The organism is Streptomyces sp. NPDC002853, from assembly GCF_053591915.1.
The window spans coordinates 430,040-454,326 of record NZ_JBSFUS010000006.1 but is presented as its reverse complement, the minus strand read 5'-3'; the positions used below and the strand labels follow the sequence as shown (position 1 = coordinate 454,326).

Annotated in this window: 22 protein-coding genes; 9 read left to right on the top strand and 13 right to left on the bottom strand. The window is 71.5% G+C overall.

Annotated features, from left to right (window positions below; genetic code table 11):
- Positions 1-239: 239 nt before the first annotated feature.
- Positions 240-818 carry a YdeI/OmpD-associated family protein gene (locus ACWD02_RS19140; RefSeq protein ID WP_451211745.1) on the bottom strand — a complete coding sequence of 193 codons (579 nt, stop codon included), beginning with the start codon at positions 816-818 and terminating at the stop codon, positions 240-242.
- 60 nt (positions 819-878) lie between these two features.
- Positions 879-2,666: a glyoxylate carboligase gene (gene gcl, locus ACWD02_RS19135; protein WP_451212085.1), complete on the bottom strand. Its 1,788-nt coding sequence runs from the start codon at positions 2,664-2,666 to the stop codon at positions 879-881.
- A gap of 263 nt (positions 2,667-2,929) precedes the next feature.
- Here gcl and ACWD02_RS19130 point away from each other — a divergent pair, with 263 nt between their 5' ends.
- Positions 2,930-3,814: a serine/threonine-protein kinase gene (locus tag ACWD02_RS19130; RefSeq protein ID WP_451211742.1), complete on the top strand. Its 885-nt coding sequence runs from the start codon at positions 2,930-2,932 to the stop codon at positions 3,812-3,814.
- A 98-nt stretch (positions 3,815-3,912) separates the two neighbouring features.
- Here the strand turns inward: ACWD02_RS19130 and ACWD02_RS19125 are convergent, their stop codons facing one another.
- Complete coding sequence (locus ACWD02_RS19125) at positions 3,913-4,239, bottom strand: hypothetical protein (protein ID WP_451211739.1); 327 nt, start codon at positions 4,237-4,239, stop codon at positions 3,913-3,915.
- On the opposite strand from ACWD02_RS19125, the gene ACWD02_RS19120 reads away from it, so the two are divergent.
- Together ACWD02_RS19120 and ACWD02_RS19115 are read left to right on the top strand one after the other, a co-directional pair.
- Positions 4,226-4,585 carry a hypothetical protein gene (locus ACWD02_RS19120; protein ID WP_451211736.1) on the top strand — a complete coding sequence of 120 codons (360 nt, stop codon included), beginning with the start codon at positions 4,226-4,228 and terminating at the stop codon, positions 4,583-4,585. The genes ACWD02_RS19125 and ACWD02_RS19120 overlap by 14 nt on opposite strands.
- Before the next feature lie 64 nt (positions 4,586-4,649).
- A complete protein-coding gene (locus ACWD02_RS19115) occupies positions 4,650-5,189 on the top strand; it encodes a GNAT family N-acetyltransferase (RefSeq protein ID WP_451211734.1) in 540 nt (179 codons plus the stop codon).
- Here ACWD02_RS19115 and ACWD02_RS19110 read toward each other — a convergent pair.
- Both ACWD02_RS19110 and ACWD02_RS19105 read right to left on the bottom strand, forming a co-directional pair.
- Positions 5,152-6,789, bottom strand: coding sequence for an AMP-binding protein (locus tag ACWD02_RS19110; RefSeq protein WP_451212083.1), 1,638 nt, complete (start codon positions 6,787-6,789; stop codon positions 5,152-5,154). The genes ACWD02_RS19115 and ACWD02_RS19110 overlap by 38 nt on opposite strands.
- A 17-nt stretch (positions 6,790-6,806) precedes the next feature.
- On the bottom strand, positions 6,807-8,507 hold the full coding sequence (locus ACWD02_RS19105) for an AMP-binding protein (protein WP_451211731.1): 1,701 nt from the start codon (positions 8,505-8,507) through the stop codon (positions 6,807-6,809).
- 113 nt (positions 8,508-8,620) lie between these two features.
- Here ACWD02_RS19105 and ACWD02_RS19100 point away from each other — a divergent pair, with 113 nt between their 5' ends.
- Both ACWD02_RS19100 and ACWD02_RS19095 read left to right on the top strand, forming a co-directional pair.
- Complete coding sequence (locus ACWD02_RS19100) at positions 8,621-9,457, top strand: response regulator transcription factor (protein WP_451211728.1); 837 nt, start codon at positions 8,621-8,623, stop codon at positions 9,455-9,457.
- Between the two features lie 75 nt (positions 9,458-9,532).
- A complete protein-coding gene (locus tag ACWD02_RS19095) occupies positions 9,533-10,180 on the top strand; it encodes a LysE family translocator (protein WP_451211726.1) in 648 nt (215 codons plus the stop codon).
- Positions 10,181-10,232: 52 nt separating this feature from the next.
- Here the strand turns inward: ACWD02_RS19095 and ACWD02_RS19090 are convergent, their stop codons facing one another.
- On the bottom strand, positions 10,233-11,420 hold the full coding sequence (locus tag ACWD02_RS19090) for a winged helix DNA-binding domain-containing protein (RefSeq protein WP_451211723.1): 1,188 nt from the start codon (positions 11,418-11,420) through the stop codon (positions 10,233-10,235).
- Positions 11,421-11,579: 159 nt separating this feature from the next.
- Here ACWD02_RS19090 and ACWD02_RS19085 point away from each other — a divergent pair, with 159 nt between their 5' ends.
- A complete protein-coding gene (locus ACWD02_RS19085) occupies positions 11,580-12,746 on the top strand; it encodes a magnesium and cobalt transport protein CorA (protein WP_451211720.1) in 1,167 nt (388 codons plus the stop codon).
- 132 nt (positions 12,747-12,878) lie between these two features.
- Entirely contained in the window at positions 12,879-14,180 is a 1,302-nt protein-coding gene (locus ACWD02_RS19080; RefSeq protein ID WP_451212080.1) for a phosphatase PAP2 family protein, read from the top strand.
- A gap of 18 nt (positions 14,181-14,198) precedes the next feature.
- On the opposite strand, the gene ACWD02_RS19075 is transcribed toward ACWD02_RS19080, so the two are convergent.
- Genes ACWD02_RS19075 through ACWD02_RS19065 form a run of 3 tightly spaced genes read right to left on the bottom strand, consistent with a single transcriptional unit; the run spans position 14,199 to position 17,691 of the window.
- Positions 14,199-15,245: an LCP family protein gene (locus tag ACWD02_RS19075; protein ID WP_451211717.1), complete on the bottom strand. Its 1,047-nt coding sequence runs from the start codon at positions 15,243-15,245 to the stop codon at positions 14,199-14,201.
- Positions 15,242-17,341, bottom strand: coding sequence for a bifunctional polysaccharide deacetylase/glycosyltransferase family 2 protein (locus ACWD02_RS19070; RefSeq protein ID WP_451211714.1), 2,100 nt, complete (start codon positions 17,339-17,341; stop codon positions 15,242-15,244). The genes ACWD02_RS19075 and ACWD02_RS19070 overlap by 4 nt, the downstream gene beginning before the upstream one ends.
- On the bottom strand, positions 17,338-17,691 hold the full coding sequence (locus ACWD02_RS19065; protein WP_451211712.1) for a hypothetical protein: 354 nt from the start codon (positions 17,689-17,691) through the stop codon (positions 17,338-17,340). The genes ACWD02_RS19070 and ACWD02_RS19065 overlap by 4 nt, the downstream gene beginning before the upstream one ends.
- Before the next feature lie 219 nt (positions 17,692-17,910).
- Between ACWD02_RS19065 and ACWD02_RS19060 the strand changes: the two genes are divergently transcribed.
- Positions 17,911-18,813, top strand: coding sequence for a DUF72 domain-containing protein (locus tag ACWD02_RS19060; protein WP_451211710.1), 903 nt, complete (start codon positions 17,911-17,913; stop codon positions 18,811-18,813).
- Here the strand turns inward: ACWD02_RS19060 and ACWD02_RS19055 are convergent.
- The 4 genes from ACWD02_RS19055 to ACWD02_RS19040 all read right to left on the bottom strand — a co-directional run bounded on the left by ACWD02_RS19055 (position 18,784) and on the right by ACWD02_RS19040 (position 22,636).
- The gene (locus ACWD02_RS19055) at positions 18,784-19,197 is read right to left on the bottom strand and encodes an STAS domain-containing protein (protein WP_451211707.1); all 414 of its coding nucleotides are present in this window, start codon (positions 19,195-19,197) and stop codon (positions 18,784-18,786) included. The genes ACWD02_RS19060 and ACWD02_RS19055 overlap by 30 nt on opposite strands.
- Positions 19,194-20,351, bottom strand: a complete 1,158-nt coding sequence (locus ACWD02_RS19050) for a cobalamin B12-binding domain-containing protein (protein WP_451211705.1) — start codon at positions 20,349-20,351, stop codon at positions 19,194-19,196. Before ACWD02_RS19050 ends, ACWD02_RS19055 begins: the two co-directional genes overlap by 4 nt.
- Positions 20,348-22,021 carry a PP2C family protein-serine/threonine phosphatase gene (locus ACWD02_RS19045; RefSeq protein ID WP_451212077.1) on the bottom strand — a complete coding sequence of 558 codons (1,674 nt, stop codon included), beginning with the start codon at positions 22,019-22,021 and terminating at the stop codon, positions 20,348-20,350. The genes ACWD02_RS19050 and ACWD02_RS19045 overlap by 4 nt, the downstream gene beginning before the upstream one ends.
- Before the next feature lie 147 nt (positions 22,022-22,168).
- Positions 22,169-22,636 carry an ATP-binding protein gene (locus ACWD02_RS19040; protein WP_451211702.1) on the bottom strand — a complete coding sequence of 156 codons (468 nt, stop codon included), beginning with the start codon at positions 22,634-22,636 and terminating at the stop codon, positions 22,169-22,171.
- 265 nt (positions 22,637-22,901) lie between these two features.
- On the opposite strand from ACWD02_RS19040, the gene ACWD02_RS19035 reads away from it, so the two are divergent.
- Entirely contained in the window at positions 22,902-24,245 is a 1,344-nt protein-coding gene (locus tag ACWD02_RS19035; protein ID WP_451211700.1) for a phytase, read from the top strand.
- The last annotated feature ends 42 nt before the right edge of the window (positions 24,246-24,287 follow it).

Below are 24,287 nucleotides of genomic sequence, written 5' to 3'. Positions count from 1 at the left end.
GCCGCCGCGGTCCCAGCCGCTTTCTGGCCCCTGGGCCTCGACCCCGTGGCTCTGTGGCCCTGGGGCCCCCATGACTCCGTCCGGCAGCGCGTATGCATGTTCCGCCAGTCGCGCGCGGTCGGACGGCTACAACCAGAACGCCGAGTACGGACGGTCCCGTGCTCGGCGTTCTTTGTTGTCTGCGACTGCGTCTTGGCTGAGCGCGCAGTTCCCCGCGCCCCTGACGGGGCGCACCCGCCTCAGCGCACCCGCTCGCCCGTCGCCAGCTTCGCCACCATCCGTTCGAGCCGGGCGGCACGTGTGGCAGGGGTCTTCGCCGTCATCAGGCGGTGCAGGACGACGTACCGATCCGACTTGCCCAGGGCCTCGAACGTCTTGCGGGCCTCCGGGCTGGCCGCCAGAGCCGCTGCCAGGTCGTCCGGCACCGTGGCGTTGCGCTGGGACTCGTAGGCGGCTGCCCAGCGGCCGTCCGCCTTTGCCGCCGCCACCTCCGCCAGGCCCGCCTCGCGCATGCGTCCCGCGGCGGTCAGCGCCTCCACCTTCTGCACGTTCACCTTCGACCAGAGGCCGCGCGGCCGGCGCCGGGTGATCTTCTGCAGGTAGTAGGTGTCGTCGAACGACCTGCGCTGGCCGTCGATCCAGCCGTGGCACAGCGCCACGTCGATGATCTCCCCAGCCGTCACCGACGGCACGCCCGAGGCCTTCTTGGCGACCTTCAGCCACAGGCCCTGCGCGGTGTCGTGGTGCGCGGTGAGCCAGGCGTCGAGGTCCGTGGCGTCCGCGCAGGTCATGACCTGCAACCCCTCCAGTGAGTCCATGCGCACACACTAAAGGGGCGGCCCACCCCCCACGGGTGGACCGCCCCTTCAGGCTTGGTGTCAGACCTTCAGCGGCCTGATCGCCGTGGGCGCGTGGCCCGGCTCGGTGGCGAGCTCCTCGAACTCCTTGACCGCGCTGATGTCGGCCGTGGGGCTCATGGAGATGTTCGTGATGCGCTCCAGGATGGCCTCGACGACGACCGGGACCTGGTGCTCCTGGGCCAGCTTCTTGGCCTGCTCGAAGGCCGCGCCCAGTTCGTTCGGGTCGGTGACGCGGATGGCCTTGCAGCCCAGGCCCTCGGCGACCTTGACGTGGTCGACGCCGTAGACGCCGAGCTCGGGGCTGTTCTGGTTCTCAAATTCCAGGTTGACCTGGAAGTTGATGTCCAGACCGATCTGCGCCTGGCGGATCAGGCCCAGGTAGGCGTTGTTCACCAGGACGTGGACGTACGGGATGCGGTGCTGCGCGCCGACCGCCAGTTCCTCGATCATGAACTGGAAGTCGTAGTCACCGGAGAGCGCGACGACCGGGGTGTCGCGGTCCGCGGTGGCGACGCCCAGGGCGGCCGGGATCGTCCAGCCGAGGGGGCCCGCCTGGCCGCAGTTGATCCAGTGGCGCGGCTTGTAGACGTGCAGCATCTGGGCGCCCGCGATCTGCGAGAGGCCGATGGTGGTGACGTAGCGCGTGTCCGGGCCGAAGGCCTTGTTCATCTCCTCGTAGACGCGCTGCGGCTTCATGGGGATGTTGTCGAAGTGCGTGCGGCGCTGGAGGGTCTCCTTGCGCTCCAGGTGGGAGGCGACCCACGCGGAACGGTCGGGGAGCTTGCCCGCGGCCTTCAGCTCCTTGGCCACCTCGACGAAGAGCTCCAGGGCGACCTTGGCGTCGGAGGCGATCCCGTAGTCCGGCGCGAAGATCTTGCCGATCTGGGTCGGCTCGATGTCGACGTGCACGAACTTGCGGCCCTGGGTGTACACGTCCAGCTTGTAGCCGGTGTGGCGGTTGGCCCAGCGGTTGCCGATGCCGAGGACGAAGTCCGACTCCAGGAACGTGGCGTTGCCGTAGCGGTGGCCGGTCTGCTGGCCGACCATGCCCGCGTTCAGGTCGTGGTCGTCGGGGATGGTGCCCCAGCCCATCAGGGTCGGCACGACCGGGGTGTTGGTGATCTCGGCGAACTCGACCAGGAGGTCGGAGGCGTCGGCGTTGATGATGCCGCCGCCGGCGACGATCAGCGGACGCTCGGACTCGACCAGGTACGTGATGGCCTTCTCGATCTGCGCGCGGGTCGCGGTCGGCTTGTAGACCGGCAGCGGCTCGTACGTGTCGATGTCGAACTCGATCTCCGTCTGCTGGACGTCGATCGGCAGGTCGATGAGGACCGGGCCCGGACGGCCCGAGCGCATCAGGTGGAAGGCCTGCTGGAAGATGCCGGGAACCTGCGCGGCCTCCAGGACCGTGACGGCCATCTTGGTGACCGGCTTGGCGATCGTCGCGATGTCGACGGCCTGGAAGTCCTCCTTGTGGAGCAGGTGCGTCGGCGCCTGGCCCGTGATGCAGAGGATCGGGATGGAGTCGCCGATCGCGGAGTACAGACCGGTGATCATGTCGGTGCCCGCCGGGCCCGACGTACCGATGCAGACGCCGATGTTGCCGGGGTTGGCGCGGGTGTAGCCCTCGGCCATGTGCGAGGCACCCTCGACGTGCCTGGCGAGCGTGTGGTCGATGCCACCGCCCTCCTGGAGCGCCTTGTAGAAGGGGTTGATCGCGGCGCCGGGGACACCGAACGCGTTGGTGACGCCCTCGCGCTTGAGGATCTCAACTGCCGCGCGGACAGCGGTCATACGAGCCATGGGGTTCTCCTGCTTCGACAACAGCTTCGACAGCTGCGCCGACCTCGCGGCCGGCGTGTTCGGCTGGCGGATCCGGCTCCCGTCGCGCCCCGCGGTGAGCTTCTGTTTCCGCATTGTGGAAATTTAGTTCTGCTATATGGAAGCAATGTAGGCGGGTGCGGTGGAGACCGTCAAGAGTTGTCCGGGAACCGGGCTGCCCGGAGGACGCGTCCCAGTCGTTGAATTCAGCATTGAATTCGGGCCACACCACCGGGGGGTCGCTCGTGGCCAGTTCACCGGACGCGTCCCCTGCCGGGCCGGGCACGCGGAGCCACGGCCGCTGGAGGGCGGGGCCCCTGCTCGGGCAGGGCGGGCTCGGGCGCGTCTTCCTCGCGCACGACGGGACGGGGCGCGCGGCCGCACTGCGGGTGGTGCCCGCCTCCCTCGCCCGCGACCGGGAGTTCCGCAGGCGCTTCGGGCGCGAGGTGCACGCGCTCGCCGCGGTTCGGGGACCCCGCGTCGCCGCACTCGTCGACGCCGACCCGCACGCCGAGGTGCCCTGGCTCGCCATGGAGTATGTCCGGGGCCCGACGCTCGCCACACGGGTACGGGACCTCGGCGGACCACTCCGTACGCCGGAACTGCGGACACTGGCGAACGCCCTCGCCGGGGCGCTGGACGACATCCACCGGGCGGGGCTCGTGCACGGCGGCCTGCGGCCCTCGAACGTGCTCCTGACCGCCGACGGCGCCCGCGTCGCCGACTTCGGCATGGCCGGGACTGCGGCACGGGCCGGGTACACGGGAAGGCCGGGGTACGCGGCACCCGAGCTCCTGGCGCACGGCGCGTTCAAGCCGCCCGCGGACGTCTTCTCGCTCGGCGCGGTCCTCGCCTTCGCGGCGGCGGGGCGCGGGCCCTTCGACGCCGGAGGCGACGACCCGGACCTGGCGGGCGTACCGGAAGAGCTGCTGCCGCTGGTCACCGCCTGCCTCGCCGGGCACCCCACGGCAAGGCCCGCCCCACGTACCGTCGCCCGCATGGCGGGTCTTCCGCTGCCGGGCAGCCGCCGCCGCGCCCTGACCCTGGCGGGCACCCTGTTCTTGCCCCAACTGGCTGCCGTGGCAAGCCCACTTGGTGGACGATGGACGTCACGAACCGTCGAGCGGTGACGGCGAGCACTGACGTGACGGGTGAGGGTGATGACGGAGAGCGGCGTCCCGGTACGGTGCCCGGTCTGCCGGCGCGATCATGTGTACGCCCCGCCGTCCTACCCCTGCGCGTGCGGCGCCCCCGTGGTGCCGCCGGTGGCGCGCGGGGCGACGGTGCTGCCGGTGACGGACCGGACGTGGGCGGAGGAGTGGGTGACCGTGCGGTGCCGGACGTGCGGGCGCCGCGGCCAGTGGCCGCAGCCGGAGCTGGGGTGCGCGTGCGGGGCCGTACTGCGTATTCCGGTGCGGTCGGTGCAGGCGCCTTCGGGGTCCCCGACGACTGCGACGGAACCGACTCCGGCGGCTCCGGCACCCCCGGCGCACATCCCGCTCCCCCGGACGGCCCCGGCGCCCAGGCCCGCCTTCCGGCCGGTGCCGGTCCGCACGGCGCGGGACGCGGTGACGGTCGCGGGGCTGTATCTGCGGTGGCTCGGATACGCGGAGATCCGGGGAGCGGTCAAGCGGGCGCCCTCCGGTGTGCGGGTGTCGGCGCGGGGAGTGATCGCCCTGGTCGAGCCGTCCGTGCAGCCGACGTCCCTGCGTGACGTGGAGTGCCTGTGGCTCAGCGCGATGTCCGACTCCGTCGCGTGCGTCTGCTTCTCCCTCGCGGGTTACGAGGAGAGGGCCCGCACCCGGGCTGACGCGCTGTCCGTCCCCTTGTTCGTCATCGACCTCACGGGAACACCACAGCCCGTGAACAGCGCGGCAGCGGAACTGATCGCCTCGGGGTGACCGGGCGGCCGGAGCTCCCGAAAAATCCCGTGGCCGCCGCCCGTAAGGCCGCCATACTCACCAGATGTACATCCGCCCCGCCACGACAGCCGATCTCCCCGCCCTCCAGGACATCGAGCGTGCCGCGGGCGAATCCTTCCGCGGCCTGGGCATGGCGGTGATCGCCGACCACGAACCCCCGGCCATCGCGCTCCTGGAGGAGTTCCGCCGGGCGGGCCGGGCGTGGGTGGCCGCCGAGGCGGACGGCACCCCCGTCGCGTACCTCCTCGGTGAGCCGGTGGATGGTGCGGAGCACCTCGAGCAGGTCTCCGTGCACCCGCGGGTGGCGCGTCGGCGCATCGGCGAGGCTTTGATCGAGCACGCGGCCGACCGCGCCCGCGCGGCAGGCAGAAAAGCCCTGACCCTGACCACCTACGCGGACGTTCCCTGGAACGCGCCGTACTACGCCCGCATCGGGTTCCGCGTGCTCGCGGAGGCCGAACTCACCCCGGGGCTGCGGAAGATCCGTGCCCACGAGGCCGAGCTCGGCCTCGACCGCTGGCCCCGCGTCGCCATGCGCCGAGAGCTCAGCCCGGGTGGGCCCCGGCCCCGTACCGCTCCCTGAGTTCGATCTTGCGCACCTTCCCGGACACCGTCATGGGGAAGCTCTCCAGGATGCGCAGCCCGGCCGGGATCTTGTAGTGCGCCAGCTGCCCCGCGCAGAAGGCCCGCAGTTCCTCCAGCGTCAGCGGATCATCGGCGTCCCGCGGGATCACGCAGGCCAGCGGCACCTCGCCGTAGCGCTCGTCCGGGACGCCCACCACCTGGACGTCCGCGATCTTCGGGTGGCCGTAGAGGAACTCCTCGATCTCGCGCGGGTAGATGTTCTCGCCGCCCCGGATGATCATGTCCTTGATGCGGCCGACGATCTGGACGTACCCGTCCTCCCGCAGGACGGCCAGGTCACCGGTGTGCATCCAGCGCCCGGCGTCGATCACCTCCGCCGTCCGCGACGGCTCGTTCCAGTAGCCGAGCATCACGCTGTAGCCGCGTGTGCACAACTCGCCGGACGCGCCCCGCGGGAGCGTCACGCCGCTGACCGGGTCGACCACCTTCACCTCGATGTGCGGCAGCACCCGCCCCACCGTGCCGGTCCGGCGTTCCAGGTCGTCCGTGCGGCGCGTCTGCGTCGAGACCGGGGAGGTCTCCGTCATGCCGTAGCAGATGGAGACCTCCTCCATGTGCATCTCGGCGACCACCCGCTTCATCACCTCGACCGGACAGGGCGAGCCCGCCATGATGCCGGTGCGCAGCGAACTCAGGTCGTACGTCGCGAAGTCGGAGAGGTTCAGCTCGGCGATGAACATCGTCGGTACGCCGTACAGCGACGTACAGCGCTCGCGCTCCACCGCGTGCAGCGTGGCGACGGGGTCGAAGGACGGCGCGGGGATGACGACGCAGGCGCCGTGGGAGGTGGCCCCCAGGTTTCCCATGACCATGCCGAAGCAGTGGTAGAACGGCACGGGCAGACACACCCGGTCCTGCTCCGTGTAGCCGATGGTCCGGCCCACCCAGTAACCGTTGTTGAGAATGTTGTGATGGGAGAGGGTCGCCCCCTTGGGGAAGCCGGTGGTGCCGGAGGTGTACTGGATATTGATGGCGTCGTCGCAGCTCAACTCCGCCTCGCGGGAAGCGAGTTCATCGGAGCTCACCTCCTTCGCCGCGTCGAGCAGCACGTCCCACGAGCCGTCCTGGATGTAGTGGACGGATCTCAGTTCGGGGCAGGCGGGCCGTACCTGGTCCACGAGCGCCCGGTAGTCGCTCGACTTGTGCGCCTGCGACGCGACCAGGACCGTGACCCCGGCCTGCTTGAGCACGTACTCCAACTCGTGGGCCCGGTAGGCGGGGTTGATGTTCACCATGATCGCGCCGATCCGCGCGGTGGCGTACTGCACGAGCACCCACTCGGCACAGTTCACCGCCCAGATGCCGACGCGATCACCCTTGGCGACGCCGACCCCCATGAACCCCCGCGCCAACTGCGCGACGGCTGCCCCGAATTCGGCGTACGTCCAACGCGTCCCCGCCGCGACGTCCACCAGCGCGTCCCGCTCCGGCCAGGCCTCGACGGCCCGGTCGAGGTTCCGCCCGATGGTGTCACCGAGCAGCGGCGTCGAACTGACGCCGTGGGCATACGACCCGTGGGCATACGACAGCTCGCTCATCGGCGCATCCGTCCCGCTCACCGGAAGTCCTCCTCGCGGTACTCGGCGTCGGAGCCCGCGGCCGTCGCCTCGCGCAGCTCGATCCGGCGGATCTTGCCGGAGACCGTCTTGGGAAGCGGCCCGAACTCGATGCGGCGCAGTCGCTTGTAGGGGGCGAGGACCGCGCGGGAGTGCTCGAAGAGCAGTTTCGCCGTGTCGGGTCCGGGTTCGTGTCCGGCGGCGAGGACGACGTACGCCTTCGGCACCGCGAGCCGCAGCGCGTCGGGGGCGGGCACGACTGCCGCCTCCGCCACCGCCTCGTGCTCCAGGAGGGCGCTCTCCAGCTCGAACGGAGAGATCTTGTAGTCGGATGCCTTGAAGACGTCGTCGGAGCGGCCCACGTAGGTGATGTAGCCGTCGGCGTCCTTGGAGCCGATGTCGCCGGTGCGGTAGTAGCCGCCTGCCATCGACTCCGCGGTGCGTTCCGGGTCGCCGTGGTAGCCGGCCATCAGGCCCACCGGGTTCGTGGCGAGGTCGAGGGAGATCTCGCCCTCGGCGGCTCCCGGCTCGCCCGACACAGGGTCGAGCAGTTCCACGACGAAGCCGGGCGTGGGACGGCCCATCGAGCCCGGCTTGAGTTCCTGTCCGGGCGAGTTGGCGACCTGCACGGCGGTCTCGGTCTGGCCGAAGCCGTCCCTGATCGTGACGCCCCAGTCGCGCCGCACCTGGTCGATGACCTCGGGGTTGAGCGGCTCGCCCGCGGCGACGACCTCGCGCGGCGGAGTCCGCAGCTGGGTCAGGTCGGCCTGGATGAGCATCCGCCACACCGTGGGGGGCGCGCAGAAGCTGGTGACGCCCGCGCGGTCCATCTCGGCCATCAGACGGCCCGCGTCGAAGCGCGTGTAGTTGTGGATGAAGACCGTCGCCTCCGCGTTCCAGGGCGCGAAGAGGTTCGACCAGGCGTGCTTGGCCCAGCCCGGTGACGAGATGTTCAGGTGGACGTCGCCGGGCTTGAGTCCGATCCAGTACATCGTCGCCAAGTGGCCCACCGGGTACGACACATGGGTGTGCTCGACCAGCTTCGGGCGGGCTGTCGTGCCCGAGGTGAAGTACAGCATCAGGGGGTCGTCGGCGCGGGTGACTCCGTCCGGCTCGAAGGCCTCCGGGGCGTCGTCCGCACCCTGGTACGCGATCCAGCCCGGCACTTCGCCGCCCACCACGACGCGGGTGTAGTCGCCGGGCACGTCGTCGAACTTCGACGTGTCCTCGGGACGCACGACGACGTGCTTGGCCCGCCCGCGGCCGATGCGGTCCCGCAGGTCGACGGGGCCGAGCAGGGGCGTCGCCGGGATGACGACGGCGCGCAGCTTCATCGCGGCGAGGGCGATCTCCCAGAGCTCGACCTGGTTGCCGAGCATCACGACGACGCGGTCCCCGGCACGGACGCCTTGTGCGCGCAGCCAGTTGGCGACCTTGTCCGAGCGTACGGACATGTGCGCGAAGGAGACGCGAGTGGCCGGGCCGTCCTCCTCGACGATGTGCAGAGCGGTCCTCTCGTTGCCCCGGGCGATGACGTCGAACCAGTCGAGCGCCCAGTTGAACCGCTCGGGCCGCGGCCAGGCGAAACCCTCGTACGCGGCCTCGTAGTCCTCCCGGTGCCGCAGCAGGAAGTCCCGAGCCGTGCGGAACTGTTCCGTGCCACTGGCCCCACTGGTGCCTGCCGTGTCCGTCGTCGTCATCGTGCTCTCCTCGTCGCCGGGGTCATTGCCGGACGCTACGTAACATCGTGTAATTCGTGATGCGGGTCTCACCACCCCCGGACGGGGGTGTCCCGGAGCGAAAGGGCTGACGCGTGACGGCTGACGGAGGCGAGGCGGTCGAGATGCGGTCCGCGCTGCTGCGGCTGCGGCGCGGCACGGGGCTTCCGGTGGCCTTCGGCGGCCTGGTCGAAGGGCAGCGCCACGTGCGGATCGGGGAGCTGACGGGCACGGGGACGCGTGCGCTGTGCGGCCTCGCGGTGTCCTCCGGGAACGGGCTCGGCGGCAAGGCGGTCGCGCTCTCGCGTCCCTGCGCGGTCACGGATTACCACGACTCGCGGCACATCAGCCATGAGTACGACAGTGCCGTGGCCGCGGAGGGACTGCGCTCGGTGCTCGCGGTGCCGGTGGTGGTGCGGCGCAGGGTGCGGGGCGTGCTGTACGGGGCCCTGCGCTCGGCCCAGCCGCTGGGCGACCGGACGCTGTCGGCGGCGGTGGCGGCCGCGCGGGACGTGGAGCAGGCCCTTGTCGTACGCGACGAGGTGCACGCGCTCATCGCGGCGGCGCGGGAGCCGCGGGCGGGCGCCGGGGCCGCCTGGGAACAGGTCCGCGAGGCGCACGGCGCCCTGCGGGAACTGGCCCCGCGCATCGCCGACGTGGCCCTGCGGGCGGACATTCTGGCGGTGTGCGGGCAGTTGGCCTCGGCCGCGACGGTGCCGCCCGGCCGGGAACGTGCGGTGTGTCTGGCGCCGCGCGAGGTGGACGTCCTCGCCTGCGTGGCCAGGGGCGCGACGAACGCGGCGACGGCGGAGCGACTGGGCCTGCGCCCGGAGACCGTCAAGGGCTATCTGCGCTCCGCCATGAGGAAGTTGGGGGCGCATACGCGGTGGGAGGCGGTGGTGGCGGCTCGGAGGGTGGGGTTGTTGCCGTGAGCGGATCGCAGGGTGACACCGAGGGCGGGTTCCACGGCCGTCGGGGTTGAATGGGCTCTGGAGGGGGTGGTGGGCATGGTGTCCACGGATCGGTTTCTCGCGTTCGCGGCCATGTCGTTGCTGGTGATCGTGATCCCGGGGCCGAGCGTCCTGTTCGTGATCGGCCGGGCCCTGGCCCACGGCAGGCGCACCGCCGTGGCGACGGCGCTCGGCAACCTGCTCGGGTCGTACGTCCTGGTCGTCGCGGTCGCCTTCGGCGTCGGATCGCTCGTCGAGCGGTCGGCGGCGGTGTTCATGGCGGTGAAGCTGGCAGGGGCCGCCTATCTGGTCTTCCTCGGCGTGCAGGCCTTCCGGCACCGCAAGGAGATGCGGGCCGAGTCCATGGGGGCCGCGGCCCCCGGCGAGGCGCGCACCGATGTGCGCACGGTCCTGGACGGCGCGCTCGTCGGCGTGACGAACCCGAAGGGCATCGTGTTCTTCGCGGCGGTGCTGCCCCAGTTCGTCGACCACTCGGCGGGCGGGCTGCCCGCGCAGATGCTGCTCCTCGGTCTTGCGCCGATCTGCATCGGGCTGGTCACGGACACGCTGTGGGGGCTCACGGCGTCCGCGGCCCGCTCCTGGTTCGCGCGTTCGGAGCGGCGGCTTTCGATGATCGGCGGGGCCGGCGGCGTCACGATGATCGGGCTCGGCGTGAGCGTCGCGGCGACGGGCCGCGCGGACTGACGGCTTCGCCGTTCAGCGCACCGCACGGCGCTTCACCGAGCCGCGCCGCGTCTCACCGCTCGACGACCGTGCCGAAGCGGATGTCGTACGTGGTCGTCGTCGCCGCCTGGTACATCGGCCCGCTCAGCAGTCGCTCGGCCTCTTCGGTCAGTTCGTGCCGTTGCGTCTTGGTCAGCGAACCGAACGGCTCGATGGTGAGGACGCCCGAGCCCTTCGCCCCTTTCGCGTCCTTCCCCGCGCCCTCCTCGACGCGCCACACGCCCGCCAGGAAGCCGTCGACCAGGAAGACGTTGTAGGCGAAGTTGCCCTTCCAGGTGCGGCCCTTGTACTCGGCCGGCACGATCCGGGCGCGGTCCGCGTGGGACAGGAGGAGATTGTCGAACTCCGGCAGGAAACGCACCGGGGCCGGGGTGTCCGCGTCGGGGCGCGGCGCGTCCGGGAGGTCGAAGAGTTCGACGCCGTTCTCGTCGCGGAACGTACGCAGTTGGGGCCGCAGCCGCTCGAAGGCCTCCCGCAGCCGCGTCAGACCCGCCCAGGTCTGCATGTCCTTGACCGAGGCGGGTCCGAAGGCGGCGAGGTAGCGCAGAACGGTGGCGTCGGGCGTGGGAACCGGTTCGCTCGGGCGGCCGAGCCAGTGCTCGGCGGTGGTGAGCGCGACCTGCCCGCTGCGCCGCCACAGCCCGCGCGGGGTGACCTGGACCAGCGGCAGCGAGCAGCGGGCGGCGACGGCGAGCGACTGCGGGTCGGCGTCGGGCCAGCGGGGCAGCAGGATCTCCCGCAGCTGCTTCATCGTCCGGGGCTCCTCCTCGACGGCGGCACGGGCGAGCGAGGCCAGCTCCGCCAGGTCGACGCCGACCAGGCCCTTGCGGAAGGCGTGCAGCTCGCGGTCGCGCGCGCCCTGCACCAGCGGGCGCAGGGTGAGGGCGTCGTCGGCGGTGTGCAGGTGGATGGTGGAGCGCATGGTGACGATGCGGACGAGATCGCGCGAGGCGAGGAGCCCGGACAGGTCCTCGGGGTCGAACCCCTCGATGCGGGCGGCGAGGGCGAAGTAGGGCGGCTTCACGTTCTGCGCCTGGAGGCCGAGGAGGTGCGTGACGGCGCCCTCGACGGAGAGACCGGCCGAGCGGCGCAGGAGGAGTTGACGGTCGAGGGTGGCGCGGTTGAGGGCGCGCGTGCCGAGAAGGGGGGCGGGGGCCTTGGCGGCGGCTGCCTTCGACTGGGTACTCGGCGTGTTCGTCATGCACCGCACGCTAGCGGGGCTTGCGGACATCCACTGTCCGCAAGCATGCCGGATGAGGGATAGGGCGCACGCCGAGATGGCGCCGAGCTCGCGACTTTTGGGACGTATATCCTGCTTCGGAGCCATCTAGACACACGTTCGACATCGGAGGCAGCCAGCATGGCGGAGCGCCGGCCCCGGCCCGCACCGATCGCGAAGAGGCACGGCTGGCGGTGGACCGGCCCGGCCAAGGCTTCCTCGGCCGCGGGCAACGGGGGCCCCGGAACCCCCGAGGCCGAGCCCGCGCCCCCCTCACCACCGGAACCCGCAAGCGTCGTACAGGCCGCGCTCTACCGTGACGGGGTCCGCGTCGCGACACCCGCAAGCCTCGCCGACACCTTCCGGGAGCTGCGCGAGCAGCAGGACGGCATGGCGTGGATCGGCCTCGCGCGCCCGACGGAGGGTGAACTCCTCTCCCTGGCCGCCGAGTTCGACCTGCACGAGCTCGCCGTCGAGGACGCGATGGAGGCCCACCAGCGGCCGAAGCTCGAACGCTACGGCGAGACCCTCTTCGTCGTCCTGCGCGCGGCCCGCTACCTGGACGCCCCGGAGGAGGTCGACTTCGGCGAGCTGCACGTGTTCGTGGGCCCCGACTTCGTCATCACGGTGCGCCACGGCGCCGCCCCGGACCTGACCGCCGTACGCCGCCGCATGGAGGAGAGCCCGGACCTCCTCAAGCTCGGCCCCGAGGCGGTCCTGTACGCGATCCTGGACGCGGTGGTCGACGGGTACGCCCCGGTGGTGGCCGGAGTCCAGAACGACATCGACGAGATCGAGACCGAGGTCTTCAGCGGCGACCCGGAGGTCTCGCGCCGCATCTACGAGCTCTCCCGCGAGATGGTCGAGTTCCAGCGGGCGACCCGCCCCCTGGTGGCCATGCTGCACTCCTTGATGGCGGGCTTCGCGAAGTACCGCACCGACGAGGAACTGCAGCGCTATCTGCGGGACGTCGCCGACCACGTCACGCACACCAGCGAACGCGTCGACGGCTTCCGCCAAGCCCTCACCGACATCCTCACGGTCAACTCCACGCTCGTCACACAGCAGCAGAACGCGGAGATGCGGGCGCTCGCGGAGGCGGGCTTCGAGCAGAACGAGGAGATCAAGAAGATCTCCTCATGGGCCGCGATCCTCTTCGCCCCGACGCTCGTCGGAACGATCTACGGCATGAACTTCGACGAGATGCCCGAACTGCACTGGATGTTCGGCTACCCCTTCGCGATCGGCCTGATGGCCGTGGTCTGCGTCAGCCTGTACTTCATCTTCAAGCGCCGGGACTGGTTGTAGCCGCCGGTCCGCCCAATGGCATGATCGGCCTCGCGACCAGCGCCCTCGACTCACTCCACAGCCTCGACCACATCGGCCGGACAATTGATACCTATATCTTCGCGGACATCTCCGCGAATAAGCCGCAGAACCATCCTGTGGGCCACCGCCGCCACGGTGGCCCTGGGGTTCCTCGTCGCGCTGGAGATCGCCGCGCGTCGCTACGGCGGTGTGCCGGGGCCGATCACCAATCAGGTGCGCGAGGTGATCTTTCCGCCGAAGCCCGGGCCGCTGTACGGCGGGCTCGCGCTGATGATGGTGGTGCTCACCTGGCGGCAGCGGTTCATCGCCGCCGGGTTCGCGGTCGGCGTCGACGTCGTCTTCGTGGCGGTGCGGTGGGCGGTGGACGCCGATGTGCCCGAGGGGCAGTTCTTCGGCAACGGCGCGTTGTGGGCGATGCTGGGGTGCGCTGTCTTCGCGATCACGCGCCGTACCGGCGAGGAACGTGTGCTGCTGCTCAAGGGCGTCGGGCTCGGGCTGCTGCTCGTGGCCGGGCGTAAGACCGGTGACACCTGGCTGCTCATCACCTCGAAGACCCGCCCGACCGTGCTCGACCCCTATGTGGCGATGGCCGATCACGCGCTCGGCAACCCGTCCTGGCTCGCGGGCCGGCTGCTGGAGGCCTCCGGTCCGGTCAGCACCTATGTGCTCGACCTGGTCTACGCCCAGCTCGCGGTGGCGGCGGTCGCCGTGGCCCTCTACCAATTGCGCAACGTGGCCACCGAGCGCGCCTTCCCGCGCCACCATCTCGTGCGCACCTTCCTGCTGATCGGTCTCCTCGGGCCCGCCTTCTACATGATCTTCCCGGTGGTCGGGCCGATCTTCGCCTACGGCCCCGGCACCTCCGGCACCGGCGGTGTGCAGTGGGCGGTGGCCGACCTGTGGCCGCACACCCTGCCGCCGATCAGCCTCCCGCACCCCGTGACGTACGACGGGATCACCCCGCGCAACTGCATGCCGAGCCTGCACACGGCGTGGGCCACCGCGATTTTCATCCACTCCCGCAAGGGCCCGCGCCTGCTGCGGTACGCGGGAACGTTCTGGCTGGTCTGCACGCTCGGCGCGACGCTGGGCTTCGGCTACCACTACGGCGTGGACCTCGTCGCCGGTGTGGTGTTCGCGCTCACCGTCGAGGCGGGGCTGCGCACGTACGACCGCGGCTGGCACCGGTCGGGCGTCCAGCTGGTCGCCCACGGCACGGCTGTCTTCGCCGCGCTCCTGGTGGCCTACCGCTGGCTGCCGATGGAGATGGCCGCCCACCCGTGGGTGTTCGGCCCTCTCGTCATCCTGTCGATGCTCTCGGTGATCTACTGCTATGTACGGACCACCGGGGCATGGGAGCCGAAGCCCGCACCGGCGCTCCGGCCGGCGGACCCGCAGCCCGAAATGGTGTGAGTCCCGCAGTGGTGTGAGTCAGGTCAGCGGCCGGTCCTGCCGCAGGTCGGCGAAGAGGCGTGCCGATTCCTCGGCGTCCCACTTCAGTACGTTGCCCTTCGAGGTGGGGACGCCGAAGCCGGACACGGGCACGTTGAGCCGCGTGCCCTTGCCGCCGGAGACGCTCTGCACGGCGCGGAACATCTCGCCGAGGTCCCGCAGGCTCATGTCCTCGTCGACGATGAGCGTGTCGAGCCCGGCCCGCATCGCCGGACCGATCTCCGTCGGGTCGAAGAGGGTGCCGGGCCGGGCGGCCTGGTGGGCGAGGGTCGACAGGAACTTCTGCTGGTTCTTCGACCGGCCCAGGTCGCCCTCCCTCTCCTGGTGGCGCTGGCGGACGAAGGCCAGGGCCTGTTCGCCGTCCAGGGTGTGGCAGCCCTTGCGCAGGTCGGCGCCCGACTTCTTGTCCTTGATGTCGCGGTCCAGGCACATGCGGACACCGCCGATGGCGTCGACGATGTTCACGAACCCGGCGAAGCCGATCTCCGCGTAGTGGTCGATGCGCAGCCCGGTGTTCCGCTCGACGGTGTGCACGAGGAGTTCGGGGCCGCCGTAGGCGAAGGCGGCGTTCAGCTTGTCCCCCTCGGGGCGCTTCGTCTTGCCCGTCGTCGTGTCGAGGCGGCCCGGCACGGTGACCCAGGAGTCGCGCGGCAGGCTGACCATGCTGGTTCCGTTGGCGCCGGTGTGCAGCAGCATCATCGAGTCGGTGCGCCGCCCGCCGCCCCCGCCGGCGCGCAGGTCCTGCACGGCGTCCTCCGAGAGCCCGTCGCGGCTGTCCGAGCCCACGATGAGGTAGTTGGTGCCGGCGCCGGGTGCCGGGCGGTTCCCGTACGCGCCGAGGTCGACCTCGCGCTTGAGGCTCGTCTCGGCCCAGCCGTACGTGCCGCCCGCCGCGACGATGACGCCGGTCAGCAGGACGAGCACCGCACGCCGCAGCCTCCTGCGCCTCTTCGGCTGCCGGGCGTGGGCGCGTCGGGGTCCGTAGTGTGAGCTGGGGCGCTCGGCGAAACGGAGGGTGTCTGTCATCGTCCGCTCCCTTGCAGACTCTGCCGCGTCTCTTCCGGCGGCGCTTCCACCAGGTACGGGTCGGCGGTGCCGGTCCGCTTCATGCTGTGCCACTTCAGGCGGGTGCCGAGCAGCGCCGTGCTGACGGAGTGGATGACCACCAGGTACATCAACTGCCGGTACACGAACTGCTGGAGGGGCAGCACCCACAGCACGCGCAGCCGTTCGCGGTCGAGCCGCAGCGCGTACGCGGCGGTCACCAACTGCACGGCGAGGAAGCCGAACCAGACGAGGGCCGCCTCCACGGGGTCGCGGAACAGCGCCCCGAACAGGGCGAACATGTCCACCACCGGCGCGCACAGCGGCAGCACGATCTGGAACAGCGTTACGTAGAGCATGACCCGGCGGCCGAAGCGTCCGGCGGGGCCGACCTCCACCGCGGCGTGCCGGTGCTTCCACATCGCCTGGAGGGTGCCGTAGCACCAGCGGTAGCGCTGACGCCACAACTGCCGCACGCTGCTTGGCACTTCGGTCCAGGCGACGGCCGACTGCTCGTAGACGACGCGCCAGCCGGCCCGCCAGAGCGCCATCGTCAGGTCGGTGTCCTCGGCCAGGGTCTCGTCGCTGACACCGCCGACGCCCATCAGCGCGTCCCTGCGGTACGCCCCGATCGCCCCCGGCACCGTCGGCATGCACTCCAGGACCTCGAACATCCGCCGGTCGAGGTTGAAGCCGAGCACGTACTCCAGGTGCTGCCATTTGCCGAGCAGGCGGCGCCTGTTGCCGACCTTGGTGTTGCCGCTGACCGCGCCGACCGCGGGGTGGGCGAGCGGCTGGACGAGCCGGGCGAGCGCCTCGGGTTCGAAGATGGTGTCCGCGTCGACCATCACGACGATGTCGTGCCGGGCGTGCGCGAGGCCGGTGTTGAGGGCGCTCGGCTTGCCGCCGTTGGGCTGCCGGATCACCGTCACCCTGGGGTCGTCGATGTCCTCGGCGATGTCGGCGGTGGCGTCGGTCGAGCCGTCGTCGATCACGATGACCTGGAAGTGCGGATGCGTGGAGGCGAGCAGCGAGTACACGGTGGAGGCGATGCCGGCCTCCTCGTTGTACGCGGGCACCAGGACCGTCACCGGGTCCCGCACCTCGCGCAGCCGTGGCGCGCCGGGCCTGAACCGGTGCAGCCTGCGCACGTGCAGCCGGGCGAACAGCGCGAACAGGAGCATCCGCAGGACGCCGAGTACGCCCGCGAGAGTCAGCGTCCACACCATCACGGTGAGGAAGGCCTTGCCGAGCCGCTGCGACCAGATCAGACCTTGGCCCTCGATCTCCTTCGCGACCGGGACCCCTTCGGCGAAGGAGGGCCGGTCAAGGCCGCCGCTGACGGTGGTGAACGACTTCACCCGGCGGTCCCGCAGCAACTCCTCGGCCTCTCGGAAGCCGAGGTCGGTCTGGCTGTGCTGCGTCACCACGCCTTTCCAGGGCTCGCGGTCCTTGCGGTCCGAGGCGACCACCAGGTACCCCTGTTCGGCGGCCCGCCTCGCGGCCGGCCACTGGGGGCCGCAGAGCGTGTCCGCCGCCGTCGTGTGCGGCAGCCGCAGCAGGGTGGTGTTGACGCCGGCCGCGCCCGCGAGAGCGGTCTGGGTGAGGGACAGTTCGAGGCGGGCGCGCAGCGGCGAGGCGACACCCAGGTCGCCCCCGCTGTAGGTGTACGAACCGACCTCGTGGCCCTCGCGCAGGATCCGCCGCATCAGTTGGGGGTGCCGGGCCGCGTCCTTGCCGTGGACGAAGAAGGTCGCCGGCGCACGGTGTTCGCGCAGCAGGGCGAGCAGGCGCGGCGTCCACACCGGGTCGGGCCCGCCGTCGAAGGTGAGGGCGACGGTGCCCGGCGGCATGGCCTCGGTGGTGACCCCCCGCGGGCCGAACCGCAGCAGTGGTTTCCCGTCGTCCGCAGCGCGCGGGATCGGCCGGGTGCACGGCGGTTTGGTGCGCGCGGCGTCGACCTGGTGCGTCGTCCAGCCCTCGAAGAGGAGGGCGACGGCGACCACCAGGAGGACGAGCAGGAGCACGAGCCAGTGTCCGCGTGGCGGGCGGCGGACATCGGCGGCGCCCCGGCTCACTGCTTGGGGCCTCCGGCCGGCGGGGCGGTTCTGGAGAGGCCCGCCGAGGTGCCCGCGCCGGAGTCCGCCGGTGCGTCCGTCCTGGGCGGGTGCGTGCCGACGGGCTGCCAGAGGCCGCTGATCAGCGTGCCCGCGAACAGCAGATAGCCGACGCAGGCGCAGCCCACGAGCAGCCCGAGGCCCTGCAGGGTGCGTCTGCGCCACCCGGACTGGTCGATGAACACCGGGAGTTGCGGGGCGGCGGCCGGGGGACGCCGTGCGCTCGGCGCGGCGGCGCCCGGCGGGTACGGCGACACGGACGGCAATCGCCCGTCGTGCGGTGTGCTGGCTATGTGGGGGGTGCCCTGCACTGCTGCTCCTGATCTGCGGCCGCGCACGCGCGACTCTTTGTGTGTGGGGGTCCGGGCCCGGGGGCCCGCCGTACTGCCCGTGGTCTCCCGGGTGGGGCCGGGGAAGCCACGTATGTCCTGCGCGGTCACACGCAGCCCCCGACCCTACTCGGGCGGGCGGTGGCGGTCACGTGAGAAATGCCATGCCCGGCTCGCGCCCCTCGGGGGTACCGGGCTCTCATGGGCGACATTCTTGTGGGGACGTGCTCGTGGACCGATCCGGCGCTGGTGCGCAGCGGGTGGTATCCGAAGGGGCGGCGCGACGCGGAAGGGCGGCTGCGGTACTACGCCGAGCGGTTTCCCGTCGTCGAGGTGGACTCGACGTACTACGCGCTGCCCGGCGAACGCAACAGCCGTTTGTGGGTGGAACGCACGCCGGACGGTTTCACGTTCGACGTGAAGGCCTTCTCGCTGCTCACCGGGCACCCCACCCGCCCTGCCGCACTCCCCGGCGATCTGCGGGAAGGACCGCGCCCGAGGGAGGGTGTGCCGGCCGATGCCCGGGACCCGGGGCTGCTCGACGAGGTGTGGAGGCGGTTCGCGGCCGGGATCGAGCCGCTGCGGCAGGCAGGCCGTCTGGGCAGCGTGCTGTTCCAGTTCCCGCCGTGGCTGCGGCCCGGGGATCGGGCCTCGGAGGTCCTCGCCCGGACCGCCCGGCGGGCTCAAGGGTGGCCGGTGGCCGTCGAGTTCAGGCACCCCGACTGGTGGCGTGCGGAACAGGCCGAGGCCACCAGGAGCCTGCTGGCCGGCCACGGCATGGCGGCGGTCGGCGTCGACATGAACCGGACGCTGCCTTCCTCGCTGCCTCCCGGCGCACCGGTGACCTCGTCCCGGCTGTCCGTCGTACGCTTCCACGGCCGCAGCACGGCATGGGGGCGGGGCAGCAAGGAGGACCGCTTCCGGTACGCGTACGCCGACGACGAACTCGCCGAGTGGGTGCCCCGGTTGCGCACGCTCGCCGAGCGGACCGAGCACGTCCACGTGCTGTTCAACAACTGCTGTGCGGACGCCGCCGTGCGCGCCGCCGAGGCCATGACGCGGCTGCTGGGGCCGTCACTCGCCCCGCACGTCGGGCGTACCTGACCCGCCCGCTGCCCGGTCGGGCGCCGAGGCGCTTCCGGGCGCGGCGGAAGCCGTGAGGTGGTCGAAGGTGCAGGTGAGCCGCAGCAGGCGGTCCAGGCAGTCGGGGCGGCGGTTGAGCCGGAGGGTGACACCACGGGCGTCCGTGACGCGCCGGGCCATCAGCAGGGATGCCAGGCCCATGGAGTCGACGAACGTCAACTCCGCCAGTTCGAGGTCGAGTCGGCGCACCGCGCGGCCGCCCGCGCGGGCCAGGTCGAGTTGTTCGGTGACGGTGGCGACGAGGCTGTCGGTCACCCCGTACTCCAGGCTGCCGCCGACGTGGACGGTCACGACGTCCTGCTGGAACTCGGTGCGCAGGTCGAGGCGGGACACCGGGCGGGTCATACGGTTTCTCCGGTCCTTGGGCACGCCTGCCGAGCGCCGAGGGCATCGCGGGCAGCGTCGAGAACGCGCGTGGCGCGCGGGAAATCGGCCAGTCGTCGGCCCAGGACGTCCAGGGCGATGAGGAGGCTGCGGGCGGGGACGTGCCGCGCGGTGAGTATGTCCGCCGTCCAGTCGAGGAACCGGGTGAACAGGCCGTCGTCGTCCAGGTAGAGCGCCGTGGCCAGGTAGTCCACGATGTGCGCGATGTCCTCCGCGGTGTGCTGCCGCTGCTGCACCGTGTAGCGGGCCATCGGGGGGAAGAGTTCCTCCAGTTCGCGGAGCACCTCCCTGACCAGCTCACCCCGGCTGCGGGCGACCATCGAGTACTCCTGGTCACTGAGGTGCGGCAGGTCGTCCACGGCCTGATGGGGCATCACCTGCGGGCGTGTCAGGCCCTTCTCGAGCATATCCGCGGCGTCCCGCGCGTCGGCGGCCCAGGCGTCGGCGCCGAGGGCCTTGGCATACCGTCCGTCCGGCCCGAAGGCCGCGCCGCCCACGAGCACCGGGGTGCCGACGGCCTGGCAGGCGGTGAGCGCGGCATGGGCGACCGGGAGGTTCGTCGGGATGGACGAGGAGAGCGCCACCACGTCGGGCACGTGGTGATGCAGGTGGCGCACCAGGTGTGGGGTGGGGGTGTGGGCGCCGAGGAAATCGACCTGCCATCCGCGCAGACGAAGGACCTCGGCAAGCAGCCTGGCGGGCAGGGCGTGCCACTCACCGTCCACACAGGCGACGGTGACGCGTCCGCGCCGCCGCGCGGTGTCCGGGACCGGCAGACCGGCATCCGCCGTGAGGGTGATGACCCGGTCGTTGATGGCCGTCGCGGCGTGTTCCTGGGCCACGCTGATGCGGTTCGCCGCCCATTCGACGCCGACCCGCGCCTGTACGGGGGCGATGAGGTCGAGCAGAACGCTCTCGAAGCCGCTGCCCGCCTCGACCGCGGCCCGCACCGTGCGGGTGGCCCCCATCTCGTCGCCCTCGCGCACGTCGTCCCACAGCTGCGCACGGGCCGATTCGAGCGGGTCGGACGTCGCGTGCGGATCGGACACCGCGTGCGGATCGGACACCGCGTGCGGATCAAGACCTTCGGTCAGGTCAGGGGTGGGAGCGATCATCCGGTGTACCTGCCTCGGGTGTGTCCGTCCACGGCGCTGAGGTGCTGGTGGCGCGGTGCGGCTATCGCGACCACGGCCATGTCGTCGTGCGGTCCGCGACCCACCCACTGCGAGGCCAGCATCTGCACCCGCTCCACGACGGCTTCGGCCACCATGCCGAAGCACTCCGACAGCGCCCGCGACAGCCGCTCCTCACCGAACAGCTCCGTGCCCAACGGCCCTCCCTTGGCCTCGACGATCCCGTCACTGAACAGGAGGCACACCTCCCCCGGCTTGAGCCGGACATGCGCGGTGCTGGACGTGACCCGCGGCAGCGCGCCGATCAGGGTGCCCCTGGTGTCGGCCTCGTCGACGCTGCCGTCCGCGCGGGCGATCAGCGGCGGGGGGTGGCCGGCGCTGGTGACGCGCAGGTCCACGGAGTTCCCGCGGCGGGACACGGAGGCCAGCGCCAGCGTGGCGAACCGGGTGTGCTCGGTCCGCAGCAGCGATTCGTTGAGCAGGCCGAGCAGCTGCTGGTGGTCGTGCCCCATGGGCCGCAGCGCCTGCACCGTGTTGCGGATCTTGCCGGTGAGAGCCGCCGCTTCCAGGCCCTTGCCGCAGACGTCACCGAGGACGACGAGCGTCTCGTCCTCGGGGGTCTGCCCGGGGTGCACGTCGTAGAAGTCGCCGCCGATGTGCTCTCCCGCGCCCGCGGCGATGTACCCCCCGGCGAACTCCACGCCGTGCACGGAACGCAGCTCGGGCGGCAGCAGGTCACGCATGAGCGTGCGGGAGATGGCGCTCTGTTCGGCGTAGAGCCGCGCCGCGGAGACCGCCGCGCCGGCGCGGGCGGCGAAGACCCGGGCGAAGACCTCCTCGGCCTCGCTGAACGCACTGCGCTCGGTGGACCTCAGCAGCATCAGGACGCCCGCCGGCACGCCGTGGCCGGGCAGCGGGGTGATCAGCACCGAGCACACCGGGCCGGTGAAATGAGCGGGCACGGCCCACTCCGGAAGCATCGCGGGGTCGATCCACCGCGAGGGCACCGGCGGGAAGCCCTGCATCGCCTCACTGAGGCCCGGCACCTCAGCCAGGTCGACCTCCACGGTGGAGTGGGTGACCTCATCCGCCGGTCCGGTGCAGGTCATGGGGTGCACGTTGCCGCGGCCCGGCGCGATCACCGTCGCCGCGTCGCAGAGATATCCCGCCGCCAGGGTGGCCGTCACCTCCATGCACCGCTCGACGTTGAGGGACGCCAGCAACTGGTGGGAGGCGTCGGCGAGAAGGGCCGTGCGTCTTCGTTCGGCGCGCAGGTCGTCCTCCGCCGTGCGCCGGTGCGTGTCCTCCGCAAGCCACCACGCCCAGTGCGCGTCGTCCAGCCGTGCGGGGCGTGCCTCGAAGCTCCGCTCGCCGATCTCGCCGCGTACGACATCCGGCTCACCGTCGTCGGCCGTTTTGGGGTCCTGTGCGGTCAGCCGGGTGTGCGCATCGGCAAGCCAGCGCGGTGCGGCCTCGCGAAGGGCCGAACCGTTCGCGGCGGTCGGCAGGAGAAGCCGCACGGCCTCGTTCATGGCCACGACCCGGCCCGCGCCGTCGGCGACGACCACGGGGTGCGGCGCGGTGACCCAGGCGTCGGCCAGGACCGTCGGAGCGATGCGCGGCTTCGTTTCCAGCTGTTCCGGTGCGTTCATGACGATGGGCACGCGATGCGAACCCCACCCCCCTTCCGCGGGGATTCCACCCCATAGACGACGATTCGCGGCAGTTGACCCGCGGGGCGCACGGGTACCACGCGTACGTCCGACCAAACCGGGAACAGGGAATCAGTTGAGAGCGGCTCAGTTCAGGGGCAGCGTCACGGTGACGCGTTTGCCGCAGTCCTCCAGGACAAGGGTGATCTCCGTGGCCAGTTCGCGGATGAGAGGCCACCCGTATCCGCCCGAACCGCCCGTGCTCGTCCGCGGATCGGCGGTGGGCCGCTGCTGGGGCAGGTCCGTCGAGCGGTCACCCACGGTCACCCGCAGCACGTCGCCCGCCACGTTCACCTCGAACCGGGTGACGCCGCCGCCGTGCCGCAGCGCGTTGGTGAACAACTCCGAGACCACGAGGAGGATGTCGGTCAGGGCACGATCGCGGACCGTGCCCTCGCCTCGGTCCGCGCGGTGGCGCAGGACACACCGCACGTGTCCGCGCGCCGCCGACGCCGTGGGCGGCACAGACGAAGCAACCGGGAACGACGAGGCGGCCGGCAGCGGCCGCGAGCGCCCGTTCTCGCGGGGCCAGTCGGATGGTGCGTCGGGGCTCACACGCAGGACTCCTTCACCGGGCCGTGGACAGCGCCGTACCGATGCCTCGGCCGGCCCGCGTTGCTCCGAGACGTTCGTCACCTCGAACAGCCGGTTTACCACCTGCCGTTAGAGGTCGCACATTCTACGAACACGTACGTGTCCGGCGACACACTCCGTTCACTTCGTGGACCGGCACGCGACGCACCATCTGACGGCAAGGCTTCACGGCAAGATCACAGAGTGGATTCGTCATGCGGTACCCATGACAGAAAGGGATCCCTTCATGGCCAAGCCCCACAGACCCCGCCCCTCCTTCGCACTCCCCGCCCTCACCCGCCCCGCCCTGACCCGCGTCGCTCTCGTCGCGGCCCTCGCGGCGGTGGCGGCGACCGCGCCCCTGGGCCCGGGCGCCCGCGCGGCCACGGCACTGCCCGCCGTCGAGCCGCGCGCCGAGACCGCCGCCCTGCACGACGACGACGCGGGCGGCAACGCCGACGCAGACGACCCGGCGATCTGGCGCAACCCCGCCGCCCCGGGCCGCAGCCTGGTCATCGCCACGGCCAAGCAGGGCGGTCTTCGCGTGTACGACCTCTCCGCGCGCGAGGTCCAGTCGGTTCCGGCGCCCGCGGCGCCCGGCCCCGATGACGCGCCCGGCCGCTTCAACAACGTCGACCTGGTGAACGGACTGCGCCTGCCCTCGGGCCGCGCGGACCTCGCCGTGACGAGCGACCGCGGCAACGACCGGCTGCGCGTCTACCGCATCGACCGCGAACGCCCCGGCGGCCCGCTCACCGACGTCACCGACCCCTCGGCGCCGCCCGTCTTCTCCGCCTCGCAGGAGGAGATAAACGAGCAGCGCACCGCGTACGGCCTGGCGACCTGGACCGACCCCGCCACGAGCCGGTCGTACGCACTGGTCAGCCAGCGGGAGCGGACCCGTCTCGCGCTCCTCGAACTGACCCCGAAGAGCGACGGCACGGTCGGCTACCGCAAGGTCCGCACCCTCGACCTGCCCGCCGACTTCCGCCTGCCGAACGGCACTTCATGGACGCCCTGCGGCGAGCCGGGCGAACTGCCGCAGGTGGAGGGCATGGTCGTGGACCCGGCCGACGGCACGCTCTACGCGGGCCAGGAGGATGTCGGCATCTGGCGGCTGCGCGCCGACCTGACGGGCAAGCCCCAACTGGTCGACAAGGTGCGTGAGTACGGCGTCCCCGGGACGTACGACCCCGCGACCGAGGAGTGCACCGCGGGCGCCGACCCCGGTTACGGCGGCAAGCGCCTCAAGGCCGACGTCGAGGGTCTGACGCTGCTCGACGAAGGCGACGGCGACGGCTATCTGCTGGCTTCCAGCCAGGGCGACAACACCTTCGCCGCCTACGACCGTGAGGTGTCGGACCGCAACGAGTACGAGGGCGGTTTCCGCGTCACCGCCGCCTCCGCCGCGCTCGACGGCTCCGAGGAATGCGACGGAGCCGCGGTCCTCAACAAGCCGCTCGGCGCCGCGTTCCCGCACGGCCTTCTCGTCGTGCAGGACGGCCATGACACGCCCGGCGACGCCGAACGGCCCTCCACCGGCTTCAAGTTCGTGGACCTCGGCAAGGTGCTCGACGCCGTCGACGACTGACGCGGCCGGAGACGTGACCGCCAGGCCGGATATCGGTCTGGC

What these genes read in the sequence shown, in the direction of transcription:
- ACWD02_RS19140 (WP_451211745.1), bottom strand. Translation starts at nt 818, where the DNA reads ATGGACTCACTGGAGGGGTTGCAGGTCATGACCTGCGCGGACGCCACG.
- gcl (WP_451212085.1), bottom strand. Translation starts at nt 2,666, where the DNA reads ATGGCTCGTATGACCGCTGTCCGCGCGGCAGTTGAGATCCTCAAGCGC.
- ACWD02_RS19115 (WP_451211734.1), top strand. Translation starts at nt 4,650, where the DNA reads ATGTACATCCGCCCCGCCACGACAGCCGATCTCCCCGCCCTCCAGGAC.
- ACWD02_RS19110 (WP_451212083.1), bottom strand. Translation starts at nt 6,789, where the DNA reads ATGAGCGAGCTGTCGTATGCCCACGGGTCGTATGCCCACGGCGTCAGT.
- ACWD02_RS19105 (WP_451211731.1), bottom strand. Translation starts at nt 8,507, where the DNA reads ATGACGACGACGGACACGGCAGGCACCAGTGGGGCCAGTGGCACGGAA.
- ACWD02_RS19095 (WP_451211726.1), top strand. Translation starts at nt 9,533, where the DNA reads ATGGTGTCCACGGATCGGTTTCTCGCGTTCGCGGCCATGTCGTTGCTG.
- ACWD02_RS19090 (WP_451211723.1), bottom strand. Translation starts at nt 11,420, where the DNA reads ATGACGAACACGCCGAGTACCCAGTCGAAGGCAGCCGCCGCCAAGGCC.
- ACWD02_RS19085 (WP_451211720.1), top strand. Translation starts at nt 11,580, where the DNA reads ATGGCGGAGCGCCGGCCCCGGCCCGCACCGATCGCGAAGAGGCACGGC.
- ACWD02_RS19075 (WP_451211717.1), bottom strand. Translation starts at nt 15,245, where the DNA reads ATGACAGACACCCTCCGTTTCGCCGAGCGCCCCAGCTCACACTACGGA.
- ACWD02_RS19060 (WP_451211710.1), top strand. Translation starts at nt 17,911, where the DNA reads ATGGGCGACATTCTTGTGGGGACGTGCTCGTGGACCGATCCGGCGCTG.
- ACWD02_RS19055 (WP_451211707.1), bottom strand. Translation starts at nt 19,197, where the DNA reads ATGACCCGCCCGGTGTCCCGCCTCGACCTGCGCACCGAGTTCCAGCAG.
- ACWD02_RS19050 (WP_451211705.1), bottom strand. Translation starts at nt 20,351, where the DNA reads ATGATCGCTCCCACCCCTGACCTGACCGAAGGTCTTGATCCGCACGCG.
- ACWD02_RS19045 (WP_451212077.1), bottom strand. Translation starts at nt 22,021, where the DNA reads ATGAACGCACCGGAACAGCTGGAAACGAAGCCGCGCATCGCTCCGACG.
- ACWD02_RS19035 (WP_451211700.1), top strand. Translation starts at nt 22,902, where the DNA reads ATGGCCAAGCCCCACAGACCCCGCCCCTCCTTCGCACTCCCCGCCCTC.